Source organism: Ruminococcus bicirculans (ex Wegman et al. 2014) (assembly GCF_000723465.1).
Lineage (GTDB): Bacteria > Bacillota > Clostridia > Oscillospirales > Ruminococcaceae > Hominimerdicola > Hominimerdicola aceti.
In genome coordinates, this window is sequence record NZ_HF545616.1 from 2168885 (window position 1) to 2184574 (window position 15690).

The 15690-nt window shown below is 42.2% G+C and carries 18 protein-coding genes and 1 pseudogene; 8 read left to right on the top strand and 11 right to left on the bottom strand.

Annotated elements, in window-relative coordinates; genetic code table 11:
• Positions 1–10: 10 nt before the first annotated feature.
• The 3 genes from RBI_RS15300 to RBI_RS10170 form a co-directional block, all read right to left on the bottom strand.
• On the bottom strand, positions 11–433 hold the full coding sequence (locus RBI_RS15300) for a plasmid recombination protein (RefSeq protein ID WP_242843643.1): 423 nt from the start codon (positions 431–433) through the stop codon (positions 11–13).
• Between the two features lie 345 nt (positions 434–778).
• Positions 779–961 carry a hypothetical protein gene (locus RBI_RS10165; RefSeq protein WP_038672706.1) on the bottom strand — a complete coding sequence of 61 codons (183 nt, stop codon included), beginning with the start codon at positions 959–961 and terminating at the stop codon, positions 779–781.
• A 112-nt stretch (positions 962–1073) separates the two neighbouring features.
• A complete protein-coding gene (locus RBI_RS10170) occupies positions 1074–1556 on the bottom strand; it encodes a hypothetical protein (protein WP_038672708.1) in 483 nt (160 codons plus the stop codon).
• Between the two features lie 121 nt (positions 1557–1677).
• Here RBI_RS10170 and RBI_RS10175 point away from each other — a divergent pair, with 121 nt between their 5' ends.
• Positions 1678–2295: a hypothetical protein gene (locus tag RBI_RS10175; RefSeq protein ID WP_038672710.1), complete on the top strand. Its 618-nt coding sequence runs from the start codon at positions 1678–1680 to the stop codon at positions 2293–2295.
• Positions 2296–2314: 19 nt separating this feature from the next.
• Here the strand turns inward: RBI_RS10175 and RBI_RS10180 are convergent, their stop codons facing one another.
• From RBI_RS10180 to RBI_RS15605, 3 genes and pseudogenes are all read right to left on the bottom strand, one after another.
• Positions 2315–2497, bottom strand: a complete 183-nt coding sequence (locus RBI_RS10180) for a hypothetical protein (protein ID WP_038672712.1) — start codon at positions 2495–2497, stop codon at positions 2315–2317.
• A pseudogene (locus RBI_RS10185) lies at positions 2494–2820 on the bottom strand (plasmid mobilization protein). Before RBI_RS10185 ends, RBI_RS10180 begins: the two are co-directional and overlap by 4 nt.
• A 46-nt stretch (positions 2821–2866) precedes the next feature.
• Complete coding sequence (locus tag RBI_RS15605) at positions 2867–3154, bottom strand: tyrosine-type recombinase/integrase (protein ID WP_038672715.1); 288 nt, start codon at positions 3152–3154, stop codon at positions 2867–2869.
• Positions 3155–3472: 318 nt separating this feature from the next.
• Between RBI_RS15605 and RBI_RS10195 the strand changes: the two genes are divergently transcribed.
• Complete coding sequence (locus RBI_RS10195) at positions 3473–3943, top strand: DUF2798 domain-containing protein (protein WP_038672717.1); 471 nt, start codon at positions 3473–3475, stop codon at positions 3941–3943.
• A 517-nt stretch (positions 3944–4460) separates the two neighbouring features.
• Here RBI_RS10195 and guaA read toward each other — a convergent pair.
• On the bottom strand, positions 4461–5996 hold the full coding sequence (gene guaA, locus RBI_RS10200; protein WP_038672719.1) for a glutamine-hydrolyzing GMP synthase: 1536 nt from the start codon (positions 5994–5996) through the stop codon (positions 4461–4463).
• Positions 5997–6232: 236 nt separating this feature from the next.
• Between guaA and RBI_RS10205 the strand changes: the two genes are divergently transcribed.
• Positions 6233–8296, top strand: coding sequence for an LTA synthase family protein (locus tag RBI_RS10205; protein ID WP_038672721.1), 2064 nt, complete (start codon positions 6233–6235; stop codon positions 8294–8296).
• Positions 8297–8460: 164 nt separating this feature from the next.
• Here the strand turns inward: RBI_RS10205 and RBI_RS10210 are convergent, their stop codons facing one another.
• The 3 genes from RBI_RS10210 to murC form a co-directional block, all read right to left on the bottom strand.
• Positions 8461–9168, bottom strand: coding sequence for a zinc ribbon domain-containing protein (locus tag RBI_RS10210; protein ID WP_038672722.1), 708 nt, complete (start codon positions 9166–9168; stop codon positions 8461–8463).
• Positions 9169–9304: 136 nt separating this feature from the next.
• Entirely contained in the window at positions 9305–9892 is a 588-nt protein-coding gene (gene lexA, locus RBI_RS10215; protein ID WP_022287046.1) for a transcriptional repressor LexA, read from the bottom strand.
• Positions 9893–9937: 45 nt separating this feature from the next.
• Entirely contained in the window at positions 9938–11347 is a 1410-nt protein-coding gene (murC, locus tag RBI_RS10220) for a UDP-N-acetylmuramate--L-alanine ligase (RefSeq protein ID WP_022287047.1), read from the bottom strand.
• Positions 11348–11505: 158 nt separating this feature from the next.
• Between murC and spoVG the strand changes: the two genes are divergently transcribed.
• Positions 11506–11793: a septation regulator SpoVG gene (gene spoVG / locus RBI_RS10225; protein ID WP_038672724.1), complete on the top strand. Its 288-nt coding sequence runs from the start codon at positions 11506–11508 to the stop codon at positions 11791–11793.
• Between the two features lie 147 nt (positions 11794–11940).
• On the opposite strand, the gene RBI_RS10230 is transcribed toward spoVG, so the two are convergent.
• Positions 11941–13011, bottom strand: coding sequence for a GDSL-type esterase/lipase family protein (locus tag RBI_RS10230; RefSeq protein WP_038672726.1), 1071 nt, complete (start codon positions 13009–13011; stop codon positions 11941–11943).
• Positions 13012–13229: 218 nt separating this feature from the next.
• On the opposite strand from RBI_RS10230, the gene RBI_RS10235 reads away from it, so the two are divergent.
• The 4 genes from RBI_RS10235 (at position 13230) to RBI_RS10250 (ending at position 15664) form a co-directional block, all read left to right on the top strand.
• Positions 13230–14162 (top strand): IS481 family transposase, encoded by a 933-nt coding sequence (locus RBI_RS10235; protein ID WP_038672728.1) that lies wholly within the window; start codon positions 13230–13232, stop codon positions 14160–14162.
• An 85-nt stretch (positions 14163–14247) separates the two neighbouring features.
• On the top strand, positions 14248–14520 hold the full coding sequence (yabP, locus tag RBI_RS10240; RefSeq protein ID WP_022287142.1) for a sporulation protein YabP: 273 nt from the start codon (positions 14248–14250) through the stop codon (positions 14518–14520).
• Positions 14521–14741: 221 nt separating this feature from the next.
• Positions 14742–15191 (top strand): spore cortex biosynthesis protein YabQ, encoded by a 450-nt coding sequence (gene yabQ / locus RBI_RS10245; RefSeq protein WP_038672730.1) that lies wholly within the window; start codon positions 14742–14744, stop codon positions 15189–15191.
• A gap of 113 nt (positions 15192–15304) precedes the next feature.
• Positions 15305–15664, top strand: a complete 360-nt coding sequence (locus tag RBI_RS10250; protein WP_022287144.1) for an FtsB family cell division protein — start codon at positions 15305–15307, stop codon at positions 15662–15664.
• Positions 15665–15690: the final 26 nt, after the last annotated feature.

A 15690-nucleotide genomic window follows, 5' to 3' on the forward strand; every position in this document is an offset into this window, starting at 1 on the left:
CAGGACAGCGTTAAAAACGTAAAAGTTGGGGTTGCGATTCTGGAAACCTTCTATTGTACTCTTTTAGGCAGTCAGCCACAAGCTGAAAGTCCTCAGTGCCGTAACCCGAATCTTCTATCTTGCCGATCTGCACAACGTCCTCATAAAAGCTCTTGCGTTTGTCGGCGGCAGTGCGGACAGTGTTGCAGGGCTTCACACCAAAAAGGTGTTCGTAGTAGCTGCCGTGAACCTTGCGGTCATTACGCTTCTGTTTGGCATTGTAACGTTCGGTGGATTCAGCAAAAAGCTGATTGTATGCTTCGCCTATCGGCTGACGCACGAAGGTGATGTTCTGCGGAGTGCGGAGCGGATCAACATTGTCCGCCATGAACTCCCTGTTATTGTGAGTCAGAGAACCTTTTCCCTGACCGAATGAAATTCTTTTTTCTTTCATAAAATTACCTCTTTTGTTCATTGGATTTACTTCTCTCTTTCTACGAAATCCAATACAAAAATCATAGGCATCACTCCTTTCATGACCGCTAAGGCGGAAGGGCTATCGCCAGCCCTGACGGGCAAATTTTCCTTGAACGACGCAAGGAATGGTCGCAGGGAAAATAACTTCGGAGCAACCGAAAATGTGGGTACATTTATTCAAAAATCCGCATAACTTTTTTCAAAATCAGCATTTCAAAAATGATGATTCTATTCATGAACTTTTGCTCAAAAGTGAGCTAAAGTCTATGCGATTATCCTCAATTTTAACTCGGACAAAAATGTCCAAGTTCGCTATCCTGAATCAGAACGGCAGTTCAATCTCAACACCGAGCGTGTCAAGCAGATAGTCTGTCTCTTTATCGAAAATTCTGGTCTCCTCGATTGACAGATAATTGTAAAAACGAACCAGTGCTTCACGCACATCAAGACCACTTCTTTCTTCAAGCAGAGAAGTCAGCGCTTTTACCTTTTCCATATCGGGCATTTTTTACACCCCCTTCCCGTATATTTTTCTCTACCCGTGACGATGCGTGTCGATGGTGACGGTCTTTTTGAGACCTCACAAACATCGTCACGACCGTCACACATCGTCACGCTCAATAACTTGTAACGAGAAAGTTTTCCTTTTCTGCATCAGTCATATCATGAAAAGACTTGTTTCCGCTATCACCTCTGACATAGCACACCGTTGCTTTCGGATCGCCATCAACAGGCTGATACTGAAACTCATCCTCAGCAGTATCATCAGTATCCGATTCAGGCTCAACTATGATAGGGTGATCCTCGTCATAGCGGAGCGTGATCTTCCTGCCCTTGTGACTTCTGGAATTGCTGTACTGCACAAAGAAAAGATTGTACAGCTTTCCTGCATTGATATTCAGTTTCAGCGACAGGGCATTCGGCTTGATGTCAAGCTCCAGCTTTTCGATAAGCTCGGTCGCCGTACCCTCCCAAGTCGGATTGTCCGCAGTGATGAAATTGCCGATAGCTTCAAGCACAGGCTCAGGCGGCTCCGTGTATTCGGGAGACTTCTCACCGCTCAGTTCCCAGCACAGCGTTTCTTTATTTCGGGTGAGCACGAACTTCTTGTCGGGCTGGTCTCGCCCCGATACCTATATCTGATTCAAATCATTATTTGATTGACTTTATTTAGATTATGTGGTATAATTTTAACAATCAATAAAACATTAGGAGATTAATATGAATGACACTTTTCTAAAAATCGAATCCATTAGTTTAGCAGTCTTTGCCATAGGATCATTATTATTTATAATTGTAATAGTGGTTTCCTCTGCAATATCAGCCAAACGTGCTGAAAAGAAATTTCAAAAATCCGCCAGAGGTATTTTGGGAAGCGAGGCTGAACTCAAAAATATGGTTGAAAGCTTTAGAGAGATATTCACCACATATTCTACATCAATGGGATGTTATCTTACGATTATCCAGTTGATAGAACGTTTGATAACTAACTTTCATGATCCAAAACATCAACTTCCACCTGAAAAGAATGAACTACAAATAGCAAGATTACGGGAAATTTTGAAGACATTTAAGGAGGAACTGATTTACAATGACGAAAAACTAAATGCTGTTATTAATCAATTAGAAAATGACAATTTAAAAAATGAAATCAAATCATTATTTCGATGTATTAACTCGTATAATGATGGAAGACTATTTGAGAAAGATCAAGAAATATCAAAATTAAAAAATAAGATGAAAAAGGATAAAAAGTTAAAAATTATATCATTCTTTTTTGGTTTGATAGGTTTCATATCTTCGGTAATAACCATTGTAAATTTTGTAGGATTAAAATAAACAATGACTCCTTTTAGCTTCATTCTTTTGTCTGTGCCTGCATTTCCTGTTCATACTGCATCTGAGCCTCGAACATTTCCTCGGCTGTGGGGTTGAAATTCTCCCCGTAATCTGGTATAATATCAGTAGTAACATTTGGTGACTGCCCGACCTCTGTGCCAACAGAGGTCATAGGGGCGGTCATTTCTCTTTCTTCGGTCATTCTCTATCTCCTTTCAGACCATTCAGAGTTGTTGTAATGAGCTGTATCGTGGACAGCAGCTCATCGTTCACGGCAGAGCCGTTCTTGATTCTTTTCAGCTCGCTGAGGACTTCGGCAAGCTGATTTTTCAGAGCCTTGTATACTCTCGGATTGCCCTGCACTACCACATCACGGCACAGCAGCCGCTTCACGATGTAGTCCTATTTGGTCAGTCCTGAAAGTGCCACTGCTGAATTTATCAGCTTTTCTTCTTCGGAAGATACCCTAAATGCTATCGTCTGGGAACGAAAGCGGTTATGATTGTCGTTGTTTTTTGTTGACATATTATGCTCCTCTCCTGAGCTTGTCCAAATCATTGGCAATGCTCTTTTATACATCATAAAATAGATGACCGTAAATATCTTGTGTTGTCTTAACTGACTTATGACCTACTCGTTTTGACACCTCAAATATGTCATACTTCTTGCTTATAAGAAGCGAAACGTGCGAATGACGCAAGCCGTGAATTGTTATTCGTTTTAGTCCTGCTTCATCTGAAAGCAAGTGAAAATTGTTTGCCAACTTCGATTTTGATATTTGGAATATCCTTTGCTCTCTTGTAGGCTCGTATTGCAAACCAATGTACTCTTTGAGTTCATCACAGAAAAAAGCAGGCATACTGACTTTTCTAACAGAACTTAGCGTTTTAGGTGGTGACTTTGAAGAATGTCAGACGATTTTTTATAAAATCAAAAAAGAAACACTGACCGTTATAGTCATTGCTTAGTGCTAGTTATTCTGCAAAGCTTTCTCAAAGATCCCACAGAACTTTTTTACTTTTCATTTATATTTTCATGCAAAATCCCTATGACATTGAACCCCAATACTTGATATAATAAATATGACATAAAATGTCGTTTATCCATTGTCAGACGGATAGGCGACATTTTTGTGTTTATACGAAATTTTTTATTATTTTTATAAGGAGGGCTTACTATGCCAAAAACAAAATTTCAGGAATTCATTTTTACCCTTATCACATCCGGCTGTATGATTTTTATCATGGGCGTTTATAATGTCGCCATCCACACCGGCGAACTTCAGGCTGCTACCTTCAAACACGCACTGCATTCTTTCCCATTGGAATGGTTCATCGGGCTTCTCTGTGCATTCTTCATTGCCACCAAAACGTCCAAATACTTCGCATTCCGCGTGGCAAAACCAACTGACCGACCAATCTTCATCATCCTCTGCATCCAGACTTTCACAGTCTGTACAATGGTGCCGCTTATGAGCCTGCTTGGAACCATCGAATCCTCAGGAATCACTTCGAACCTGATTTTTATCTGGCTCCAGACCATTTGTCTAAATTTCATTATGGCTTACCCACTGCAGATCTTAGTTGTTGGTTCGTTCTGCCGCTTCATATTCCGTCACCTGTTCGCCTCCACCAACCAAGGAAATTAATCTAAAGTCGAATACGAAACGGAACAGCAGGGATTTGCAGAATAATCTATTGATAATACCGTATACTATAGTGCCTCCTGTGAGTTATCTATTTGCACACAGGAGGTCTTATCATTTATTTTTCCATATTTCTATTTTCAAATGTAACTACCTTTTGTTCAATCAATTTGTTTTTAGAATTATAAGGGAAGCAACAATTTCGTTTCTTTCTTTTGCACTTAAATATATATGGTTTTTTTCTGCTTTCATACTATCCACCTCGCTGTTTTTATCTGATTTGATGATATATTAAAAAGGGAATTTTATCAAATATGCAAAAAAGGCTTCTGCCCAAAGCAGGGCAAAAGCCTTAAAATTATGCGATTTTTAGGTTTAGTTGCAAGCCAAGGGGGACTATTTCATCTGCCCGAAAACACGTTTTTGAAAAAAAGTGTTGCAAAAACGGTTGTTCAAAAAGTGCCAAGTCCCGAGACCCGCATAAATACTGGGCTTTTCGGCACATCTAAACCAAAGGGAACTATTCCCACTCCACCGTTCCCGGTGGCTTTGAGGTTATATCGTAAACTACTCTGTTTACATGGTCTACTTCGTTTGTTATCCTGTTGGATATTCTTGCAAGAACATCGTATGGTATCTTTGCCCAATCAGCTGTCATGAAGTCGTCTGTTGTTACGGCTCTGATAGCTATAAGGTGGTCGTAAGTTCTGTGGTCGCCCATTACGCCTACTGTCTGGACGTTCGGGAGAACTGCAAAGAACTGGCTCAGGCTGCTTTCAATTCCGCTTTTCTTGATCTCGTCACGGAAAACGGCGTCTGCTTCCTGCAACACCTTTATCTTATCCTCTGTTATCTCACCGATTATTCTTACGCCAAGTCCTGGGCCTGGGAACGGCTGACGCCATACAAGCTCCTTTGGTATGCCGAGCTTTTCGCCGACTTTTCTTACCTCATCTTTGAAAAGGTCGCCCAATGGCTCTATAACGCCGTCAAAGTTGATGTCCTCAGGCATTTTCACCTGATTGTGGTGAGTTTTTATTGTGGCAGCGTCGCCCTTTCCGCTTTCGATTCGGTCAGGGTAGATAGTACCCTGTGCGAAAAAGCCGCCGTCTGCCTCTTCTCTGATCTTATCCCAGAATACCTTATAGAACTCTGTTCCGATAGTCTTTCTCTTTTCCTCTGGATCTGTTATGCCCTTGAGCTTTTCAAGGAACTGCTTCTGACAGTTTACTCTTACAAATCTCATATCGAAAAGTCTTGTGAAAGTTTCTTCAACAAAGTCGCCCTCGTCTTTTCTCATAAGGCCCTGATCTACGAACACGCAGGTGAGCTGTTTACCCACTGCACGGCTGATAAGTCCTGCGGCAACTGATGAGTCAACTCCGCCTGAAAGTCCCAAAACTACTTTCTTATCGCCTATCTGCTCTTTAAGCTTTGCAACTGTGTTCTCGATAAAGTTATCCATTACCCAATCGCCTTTACAGCCGCAGACCTCGTAAAGGAAGTTTTTCAAAATGACGTTACCATACTCACTGTGAGTTACCTCAGGGTGGAACTGAACGGCATATATCTTCTTCTCTGCATTCTCCATTGACGCACATGGGCAATCATCTGAATGGGAAGTGATAACAAAGCCCTCAGGTGCTTCGCTGACATAGTCGGTATGGCTCATCCATACTATGCTCTTCTCAGGAACGTCCTTGAAAAGCTTGCTCTCTGCGGAGACTGTTATCTCTATCTTGCCATACTCGCTCTTTTTACAGCTTTCTACCTTTCCGCCGCTCATCCATGAAATAAGCTGACAGCCGTAGCAGATGCCGAGGACTGGTATGCCAAGGTCAAGTATAGCCTTGTCATAATGCGGGGAAGTCATATCATAAACGGAGTTTGGTCCGCCTGTGAAGATTATGCCCTTATAGCCTGCTGCTTTTATTTCTTCAAGTGGAGTTTCAAAGCTTTTTATCTCTGCATAAACGTGGTGATCTCTCACACGTCTTGCGATAAGCTGATTGTACTGTCCGCCAAAGTCAAGCACCAGTATCTTCTCATGTGACATATATTTACCTCTTTTCCTTATGTTTTTTGAAATACATAAATATTATAACACGTTGCCGTCCCTTTTTCAAGAGCAATTTACACACTCTTTGAAGCATGGGGTAAATTAATTGTGAACACCTGACATCATGCAGGAAAATATTCGTTGATTTTAGCTGTTGTAATTTGCTAATAGCTATGCTATAATGAATAGGTATTGTAAAATGCGTGTAAATCAACAGAAAAGAGTATATTGTAATGAAAGAACAACAAAACATTCAAACACAGCAGGCAAAGGATAAAAAAGGCTTGCTGAAAAAGATAGGAGCATGGTTTGCGTCGCCTGACGGAATGCAAACATTACGATTTATAAGTGCCATAGCGGCAGTTATAGCGGTAGGAGTCATCTGTGCTTTGTTGGGCATATACATGGACAAAGACAACTTCCTGCCGAAAGAACGAAATTATGCGCTTATAGGGGCTTGCGCCGTTGAGCTGGCACTGGTATTTATTATTGCGAAATTTTTCTCAATGCAAAAGAAGCTGAAAAAGAGCGAAACAAAAGGCTGCATCGACCCTTTCACGGCGGCTTTTATGCTTGGACTAAATTCTTATTTTCTTCCGGACTTTGTAATGGGGTCATATTTTCCAAAGAGCAATGTGCTTTACATTCTCCTTGGAATATTGCTCTGCTGGCTTTTATATCTTATAGGTGCGGTGATATTCCCGAAGCCACACGCCTGGTTTTGCGGAGTGAACGTCATATTTGCCATATATGCTTTGGCACAGTATTATGTCACCGAGTTCAGGGGAAATCCTGTTCAGTTTGCCGACCTTGCCAACATAAAGTCAGTCAGTGAGATAAACGGAATGTACTCACTGTTTTTAGACGGCAACGTGATGTTTGTGCTTTGTGATCTTATTCTTATTTTCGCTGTAACGGTGACGACAAAAGTAAGGAAGATAAAAATACGCAGCAGGATAATATCAGGTGTGGCTGTTATCGCAGGGTGTTTCGTATTCGTATACGGCGGCAGGTTTGCCTATGACCTTGGTATAAAGAACAGATACATCAGGCTGAACTTTTCAGGTGCGGAAAATGCAGACACATACAGGTGCGTAGGCTATGACCTTATGTTCTGCTTTGACGGAATGTTTAACCGTGTGACGAAGCCTGATGGCTACTCCACTCAAAAGGCTGAGGATATCATAACTCAGTATGAGGTACAAAAGGCTGACAAAAAGCCTACTATCATTGCTATCATGAACGAATCCTTTGCAGACTTTGAGCATATCGCTCAGTTCAAGACTAACAAAGACTATCTGCCCAACTATCACAAATTGCAGGAGGAAAGCATAAGCGGATATGTTTCCGTTTCGGCATATGGCGGTTATTCCTGCAACTCTGAGTATGAATTTCTCACCGGCAACACTCTTGGCTTTTTGCCGTCGGGAAGTGCGGTATTCACCCAATATCTCAACGACAAACAAAACGGTCTTGTAAGCTGGCTAAACGAGCTTGGCTACACAACGCAGGCTATCTCGCCTTGCTCTGAGGGACTATGGGATATAGGCAACGCCTATGAACAGCTTCAATTCAAAGACAGGATATACAATTGTCAGGACAGAATGAGCGATATCCAATATTTCAACGGAAATATCACAGATGAAACCATTTTCAGATATATTGAAGAGCAATATGAAAGACACGCAGGCTCGCCTTATTTTGTATGGACAGCGACCATGCAGAACCATGCGCCGTATGATGACCTCAGTTCTGTTCCGTCTGAGATAACCTTTGAGGACTACAACAACCCTGCGGCACAGGAATATCTAAATCTTATCTATCAGTCTGACAAGGCGCTTGGAGAGCTTATAGATTACTTCAGGAACAAGGACGAAGAAGTCATAATCGTAATGTTCGGCGACCATTATCCGCATATCATAGACTTCACGGAATATCTCTATGGCAAGGACGTTGCTTTACTTTCAACGGAGGATTACTCAAGACTTCGACAGACTCCTTTCCTTATTTGGAGCAACAAGGGCGTTGAAGCGGAGAAGATAGACGATATAAGCCTTAACTATCTTTCAAACGAGGTCATGGAAGCGGCTGGACTTCCAAAGTCGAGATATCAGCAGGAGCTTGACAAGATACGCTGTGACATTCCGATAATAAGCTCTTACGGCTACAAGACGGCTGACGGAGAATGGTATTCTATAAATGATGTGGCTGACAAATACAAGGACACGCTGAACGAATATGAAACTGTGCAGTATTACAGAATGTTTGATGAAAAGCGTGACAATAGTATAAATTAGGCTGTTAAAAAACACAAACAACAAAAAAAGTGGGACGATCACCTACAAAGCAATAAACGGACGAAGCTTTTTTACTTCGTCCGTTTCGTTTTATAATGCGTGTCAAAATGCAGGCGAACACTGTTCGCCACTACAAATAACTACATAATTATGCGCTTATTTTTTTATCCTGTGACCTTTTTCTCAAACATGAACATTCCCATGACATCGTTCATTATGCTGTCGGAGGCGACCTTCTTGCTGTTCTTTGTCATTTGTCTTACGACAGTCTGACCGTCTTTCTTGCCAAATATCATAACATAATCGTCGCCACTTTCGGAAGTTCCCTCATAGGACACCTGATTTTTAAAGATGTTATATTTCCACTTGCCGTCTTTGAAATATGCGTCAACGGCTTCACCGTAATTTTCGCTTGCCAATTTCATTTCGGTATCGAAATCGTAGGTGGAATGTCTTACGCTGAATATTCTCACAAAGGCGATCACAAAATATATCACCAGTATTACCACTGTGATCTTAAACAGCGTCTTTAGTATCTTTTTGCCCTTACCATAATTCTCTTTGCCGCTGCTTGAATGTTCAGTTGGGGTGCGCCTATAGTCTGCCGCACTCATTTCTCTGTTTCGGTCTGTCTCTCTTACACGCTTTACCCTGCGAGCTTCCTGCTCTCGGCGCATTCTTTCCTCTGCTTCGGCTCTTTTCGGGTGTTCATAAACACGCTTCGGTATTCCCTGTATCCTTGAACGGTCTATAAACTCCTGCTCGCCACGTCTTTGGGTCGATGAGGCGATAGGTACCATTTTTCCGCAGTTGGTGCATATCTTAGCTCCGTCCTCCAGCTTAGAACCGCAGAATGTACAATGTCTGCTCATTATTACCAATCCTTTACACACTTAGAACTGTTTTGTTTGTCGAAGTTTTTTCTATATCTATGTTGGACTATCCGCCCGTTTTTTTTAATGACACGGGCGAACGCTGTTCGCCCCTACAAATCTTCTTTATCTATATTTACAGATATCTTACAACGCCCACAACCTTGCCAAGTATGCTTACTTCGTCTACTATGATAGGATCCATGGTGTCATTTTCAGGCTGCAGTCTGTAATGGCCGTCCTCTTTATAGAAAGTCTTTATGGTAGCTGACTCGTTGTCAACAAGCGCGCAGACTATATCGCCGTTTTCTGCATATGGGGTCTGCTCTATAACTACCATATCTCCGTCAAGGATAGCGGCGTTTATCATGGACTCTCCCCTTACCTTTAGGGCAAAAAGCGGATTGCTGTAATGCCTTGCAGGCTGGAAGCTTATATAGTCTGTTATCTCCTCAATGGCAGTGATAGGGATACCTGCGGTGACAGTTCCCACAAGGGGGATCTTCATGCCGTTGCCGCCTGTGAGCCTTATGGCTCTGTTCTGATTATTTCCCTTTTCAAGAAGACCTTTTGCGGTAAGATTATTTATATATCTATGGGCTGTTGAGGTAGACTTAAAGCCAAACTCCGCACAAATCTCCCTAACTGTCGGCGGATATCCCTCTTCTATGCGATCCTTTATGAACTCGAATACCATTTTCTCGTTCTCGGTTACTTTTCTCATAGCTCCGTCCTTTCTGTTATATCAATAAATCTTTATCTTCTAAACCTAAAGCTCTTTTGCAAGCCTTTTTGCAAGCTTATAGACATCTCCGCAGCCAAGAGTTATAACAAGGTCGCCCTCCTTGCAGTTTTTCTTTATATAGTCGATACACTGTGAGAAGTTATATTCCTTCTGCTGTGCAGTCTGCTTGTCAACAAGTTCATGGTCGGTCTTGAACCAAACTGCATTCGGTATCTTCTCTGCAAGCTGTTCAGCATAAACACCGTCGGTATTTTTCTCACGGCTTCCCATGATATCCGTTACAACGGCAATATCTGCAATAGAAAGCGCTTTCACAAAATCGTTCATGAGTATCTTTGTTCTTGAATAGGTGAAAGGCTGGAAAACTGCCCACACTCTGTTGAAATCAAGACCCTTTGCGGCTTTCAGTGTACACTCGATCTCCTTTGGATGGTGAGCGTAATCGTCAACGATAGTAACGCCCTTGACCTCGGCTATCTTCTCGAAACGTCTTATTGCGCCAAAGAAAGTATCAAGTCCCTTTTCGATACCCTCCCATGAAACGCCTGAATATCTTGCGGCGGCGATAGCTGCAAGGGCGTTCATGACGTTATGGTCGCCAGGAACATGGATAGTAAGCTCTCTGACAAACTCGCCCTTATGATAAAGCTCAAAGCGTGTCTGCAAGCCTTTTTTCGACTTTATAACGGCAGAATAATCGTTTTTCTTATCCCAGCCGAAAGATATCATTTCCTTGTCGACACCCTCAACGGCTTTCAGAGTATTTGCGTCATCGCCATTATAGATAACGGCTTTTGAAGCCATGGTTGCGAACTTATGGAAAGACTTTATGATATTTTCAATATTCTTGAAATACTCAAGGTGGTCTGCGTCAACGTTCAGGATAATTGAAACGTCAGGGAAAAGTCTGAGAAAATGGTCCTCGAACTCACAGGATTCACAGACCATAGTTTGTGATGAGCCTGCCTTGCCTGAGCCGCCTATGCTTGGGAGCTTTCCGCCTATAACGCAGGAAAGGTCAGTACCCTCCTGAACGAATATCTGTGTGAGCATGGAAGAAGTTGTGGTCTTTCCGTGAGTGCCTGAAACGCAAAGAGCGTTCGTATACCAGCTTGTGACAAGTCCAAGTATCTCGGCTCTTTCACAGCAGATCGCACCGCTTGCCTTTGCGGCGATAAGCTCAGGGTTATCTGCCATTATTGCGGCGGTATAGATTATTAGGTCTGCACCCTTGATATTCTCGGCTCTCTGACCGAGGAAAACTTCGATGCCAAGCTTTCTCACAGCCTCAAGAGTTTCAGTTTCGTTATTGTCTGAGCCTGTGATGAAATATCCCTTTGAATGGAATATCTGCACCAGAGGGTACATACCAGAGCCGCCTATACCGATAAAATGAACGTGCTTTATATTTTTCAAGATCTCATTTGTTATCATCTTTGTAATACTCCTTAGAATAATAGATAATTCAGAATGTATGTTTATTTTATTATATAACATTTCTAAAAAAAATAAACCCCTTTTTTGATTATTTTTCAAAAAAAGAGGCAAAAATATTACTACAGGCATTACATCACAAGAAAGGACGCATGAAAATGACTATAACAGAGGTAAAATTCAGAAGATTTATAAACGAGGGCAAGCTCAGAGCCGTTGTGAGCCTGACCTTTGACGGCAGTTTTGCGGTACATGATATCAAGATAGTGCAAGGGGAGGAGCGACTTTTTGTGGCTATGCCCAGCCGCCGTGATGACAACGGGGTTTTCCGTGATATTGTTCACCCCATCGACAGCGAGCTTCGCAATGAGATAGAGGGAGAGATACTTTCTGCTTACCGCATGGAGCTTGACAGGCAGTCGGCAGAACAGCAGGATTTAAGCTGACTATAGCAGGATAATAAGTGCAATAATAATGCATAGAAACGATAAGTTTGCGTAAAAAAAGGGCGAACAGTGTTCGCCCCTACAGATGCTTTTAAAGTCAGTGTAGGGGGAAGTGCTGTTCGCCCTATTATTTCTATCTTTTAGCTTTTAGCCCCAGATCTTATCGCCCATGTTTGAGAGATAAGCTGTAAGCTCCTCCGCCATTTCATACTGCTCAGGAAATCTTGGGTGACCGGGGGTCGCCTTGCCTGTTCTTGTGAACATAAAATGTGTTATCTTCTCGTCATTAAGCTCGTTTGCTATCTCGTCAACGGCTTTATCCCACTCCTCACCGTGGCAGAGAACTGTCAGCAGAAGCACGAATGTTGCGTTTGGATATTTGCTTCTAAGGTCAAGGATAATGCTCTTGTAGGCATTTTTCCACTTTGCTCTGTAGTCAGGGTCGGTGATATCGAAATCCTCGTGACCCTCGTTATGCGGGTCGTTCTGACCCACTGCAAAAAGCACAACGTCAGGGGTATAATTCTCAAAATCCCAAGGCGTTACGCCCTTTGCGCCCTCCGGGAAGTAGCAAAGCTTATCGTATACAGACTCCATTCCGATAAAATTCGGGGCATGATAATAGCCAGTGTTGTCGAAAATTGCGATACCTCCCTGTGCGATATTATGGATCTGTGCGCCAAGGTTTCTTGCAGTTATCATTGCATAGCTATGCCATGCGTTATCGTATACTCCCTGATGATCCTCAGGGTCACAGCTTGCAACAAAGTCAACTGCCTCGCACACTGCGCCTGCAGAAACAGAGTCGCCATAGCATTCTATTTTTCTTGCAGGGAGAGGAGGATTTTCGAAAACTTCTCCGTCGGGGTCTATTTCAAAGCCCACAAACTCAAAGTAATGGGAAGCGTCCTGCCTTTTAAAAAGGGTGACGGTATGAGTGCCTTTTTCAAGGTCACAAGCGATATCAAGGGTGATATCCTCGTCATTTTTATCGAAAGTCACCTTGCCCTCTTTGCCGTCCATAACAAAGCCAAGCTCCTGAATGTTGAAATACTTATGGTTTTTTATCACGGCGGATACGCTTGTGCCTGTGAAAGTCATTTTTACATTTGAGCCTGCGTAATAAAACTCAGGGCGTGTTTTGTCGGAAAAGTCTATTCTGCCCATATAAGTAAGAAAGCTGTTGTCTGCTGTTATAAGCTTTTTATTCTCTGCCATTTTTTCATATCCTTTCGATACTATGATTTTTTGCATATGTTTATTTTAGCTTTTCAAGGCGTTTTTGTCAAGGATATAAAACGTTTTCAGAGAAATATTTTTGTAGTGCTACAATAGATATTGGACAAAATTAAGAAAAAAGAAAAGAGAGATAGGCAAAAATCTGATAAAATAAAGTTACCACACCAAATTCAAATCAGAAAGGAAGCCTATCTCTCATGAATAGTATAACACAAGATATGAAGTTTCGTCAATCCTTAATGAATTACGCAAAGAAATATGGAGTGAGCCGAGCAAGCAGAAAATACAATAAATCACGTTCATATATATATTTCTGGCTGAAACGCTGGGACGGAAGTGTGGAGTCCCTTGCAGTTAAATCACGCCGACCGCATCATCATCCCAATGAGCATACCAAGGAAGAAATAGATCTTATCAAAAGGTATCACAAACGGAACCCGACACTTGAGCTTCCCGAACTATGGCATCGTCTCAGAAAACAAGGGTATACACGCTGTCTTGAAAGTCTTTACAGGGTTATGAAAAAACTAGGAATGCTTCCGAAAAAGCCGAAGAAAGCGACGTATAAACCAAAGCCATACGAGCAGATGACATACCCCGGAGAGCGTATTCAGGTGGACGTAAAGGTAGTTCCGAGAAAGTGTATAGCTGACCCTGAGATGAAGCTGTACCAATACACGGCGATCGATGAGTATACCAGGATAAGATTTTTATACGGATATGAGGAGCAAAGCACCTATTCTTCAGCAGACTTTGTAAACAGGCTGGTGAAATGGTACAAACGCAGAGGAATAACGGTGAAATGTATTCAGACCGACAATGGATTTGAATTTACTAACCGCTTTTCGCTAAGCAAAAGAGACAAGAAAACGCTGTTTGAGAATACGCTCTCACAACTTGGCATTGAACACAAACTCATTCGTCCATATACGCCCAGGCACAATGGCAAAGTAGAGCGCAGTCACCGAGAAGATCACAACAAATTCTATTCGTGCCATAGGTTTTATTCCTGCGACGACTTAAACGTGCAGCTAGCTGCACGTTTAAGTCGAACAAACAACCGTCCTATGCGTCCCCTCAAATGGTTTTCGCCTATCGAATTTCTTAATAATAGTGTCCAATATGATTGACAAACCTACAATAAAACGTTTTCAGAGAAATATTTTTACACGGAGCGAATATACATAGATAAGAAAAATATCAGGGGGTGCTTTTATGAATGATACTCAGGGCAGGCACAATGCCATTCTTGAAAACAGACAGCGTTTACAGCTTTCGGGCGTAACGGACGTTGACAGCTTTGACGAGGATGAGATAAGGCTTTTCACACAGCTTGGAGAGCTGACGATAAAAGGCAAAGACCTGCACATAAACGAAATAAGCGTTGAGTCGGGAGATGTTTCCGTGGAGGGAGATATCTGGGCTTTGGTTTATGGAGAAAAGGACAGAAAGAAAAAGCTCTCGGCGATAGGGAAGATATTCAGATAACATATGTAAGGGCGACCTTAGGTCACCCGTTGGCTGACCGCTAATTGTGGTCGGTATATCCGCATTTTTGTTGGATAGCTATTAACCGAAAAAACTGCGAACAGGCGGGCGAACGCTGTTCGCCCCTACAAGTGGGGGGTGTATATTCGGGCGGTTTTTAAGCCAAAAGTATATGCAATGTCATTGCATGGTGCAAGAGGTTGGAGAAAGGGGAAAGATAAATGGAAAAGATGCAGTTAAGCATAGAGCTTGAAAGGGAGCTTTTTCTGCTGTCTGTGGTTCTGGGCTGCGGGCTGGGGCTTTTATATGATATTTTCAGGGTATTCAGGGCGGCTTTGCCACATGGGAAGATACTCACCTTTTTTGAGGATATCATTTACACATTTCTTTACGGCTTTGCACTTTTCACATTTTGCACCGGGCTGACGGGGGCTATAAGAGGGTTTGTTTTAGTCGGTATGCTAACAGGCTCTGTGATAGAACATCTTACTGTAGGAAACGCTGTTGTATCCGTGCTGAGAAGCCTTTTTTTGATCATCAGAAAACTATTTGCTAAAACGTTTTCGCCTGTGGTTAAATTTATTACCAAAAGAGCGGACGGTTTCAGGGACTGTTTTGTGAAAAAGTGCAAAATTTCCTCTCTACGAAAAAAAACTTCTAAAAGCACTTGAAAACTCTCTTTTGATTAGTGTATAATAGAAAAGAGTATAGGTAACGCCTCATGACAGTTATTGGGGTATTGCTTATGGAAAGGTCGGTTTTGTAATCAAAAAAGGAGTACACAATGCTAGGTTTTAAAAATAAAACGTCCGAAACGGCTGACGCTGAAAAGGACGCTGCTAAAAAAAATCCAAAGCCGAAAAGATCAAGATTTGTTAAGCTTCTGACTATTTTTGCTGTTGCCGCTCTTGTTGTTTATTCAGGGGTGATTATCATCTCACAGCAGGCGCAGATAGCACAGCTCAGAAAAGAGTCAGACGCTATAAATAAAAAGATAACCGCCGCCAAGCAGCTCAATGATGAATACACAAGGCTGCTCAGTTCTGACGACGAGGCGGAGTATATGGAGAAGATAGCTATTGAAAAGCTGGGCTATGCTTATCCTAATGAGCGCAGATTTTATATTGTAAACAACAGCGACTAAGGCAAACACGGTCTTTTGACCGTTCA

What these genes read in the sequence shown, in the direction of transcription:
- RBI_RS10180 (WP_038672712.1), bottom strand. Translation starts at nt 2,497, where the DNA reads ATGACCGAAGAAAGAGAAATGACCGCCCCTATGACCTCTGTTGGCACA.
- RBI_RS10205 (WP_038672721.1), top strand. Translation starts at nt 6,233, where the DNA reads ATGAAAGAACAACAAAACATTCAAACACAGCAGGCAAAGGATAAAAAA.
- RBI_RS10175 (WP_038672710.1), top strand. Translation starts at nt 1,678, where the DNA reads ATGAATGACACTTTTCTAAAAATCGAATCCATTAGTTTAGCAGTCTTT.
- lexA (WP_022287046.1), bottom strand. Translation starts at nt 9,892, where the DNA reads ATGAGAAAAGTAACCGAGAACGAGAAAATGGTATTCGAGTTCATAAAG.
- RBI_RS10165 (WP_038672706.1), bottom strand. Translation starts at nt 961, where the DNA reads ATGCCCGATATGGAAAAGGTAAAAGCGCTGACTTCTCTGCTTGAAGAA.
- yabP (WP_022287142.1), top strand. Translation starts at nt 14,248, where the DNA reads ATGAATGATACTCAGGGCAGGCACAATGCCATTCTTGAAAACAGACAG.
- RBI_RS15300 (WP_242843643.1), bottom strand. Translation starts at nt 433, where the DNA reads ATGAAAGAAAAAAGAATTTCATTCGGTCAGGGAAAAGGTTCTCTGACT.
- murC (WP_022287047.1), bottom strand. Translation starts at nt 11,347, where the DNA reads ATGATAACAAATGAGATCTTGAAAAATATAAAGCACGTTCATTTTATC.
- RBI_RS15605 (WP_038672715.1), bottom strand. Translation starts at nt 3,154, where the DNA reads ATGCCTGCTTTTTTCTGTGATGAACTCAAAGAGTACATTGGTTTGCAA.
- RBI_RS10235 (WP_038672728.1), top strand. Translation starts at nt 13,230, where the DNA reads ATGAATAGTATAACACAAGATATGAAGTTTCGTCAATCCTTAATGAAT.
- RBI_RS10210 (WP_038672722.1), bottom strand. Translation starts at nt 9,168, where the DNA reads ATGAGCAGACATTGTACATTCTGCGGTTCTAAGCTGGAGGACGGAGCT.
- guaA (WP_038672719.1), bottom strand. Translation starts at nt 5,996, where the DNA reads ATGTCACATGAGAAGATACTGGTGCTTGACTTTGGCGGACAGTACAAT.
- RBI_RS10230 (WP_038672726.1), bottom strand. Translation starts at nt 13,011, where the DNA reads ATGGCAGAGAATAAAAAGCTTATAACAGCAGACAACAGCTTTCTTACT.
- yabQ (WP_038672730.1), top strand. Translation starts at nt 14,742, where the DNA reads ATGGAAAAGATGCAGTTAAGCATAGAGCTTGAAAGGGAGCTTTTTCTG.
- RBI_RS10250 (WP_022287144.1), top strand. Translation starts at nt 15,305, where the DNA reads ATGCTAGGTTTTAAAAATAAAACGTCCGAAACGGCTGACGCTGAAAAG.
- spoVG (WP_038672724.1), top strand. Translation starts at nt 11,506, where the DNA reads ATGACTATAACAGAGGTAAAATTCAGAAGATTTATAAACGAGGGCAAG.
- RBI_RS10195 (WP_038672717.1), top strand. Translation starts at nt 3,473, where the DNA reads ATGCCAAAAACAAAATTTCAGGAATTCATTTTTACCCTTATCACATCC.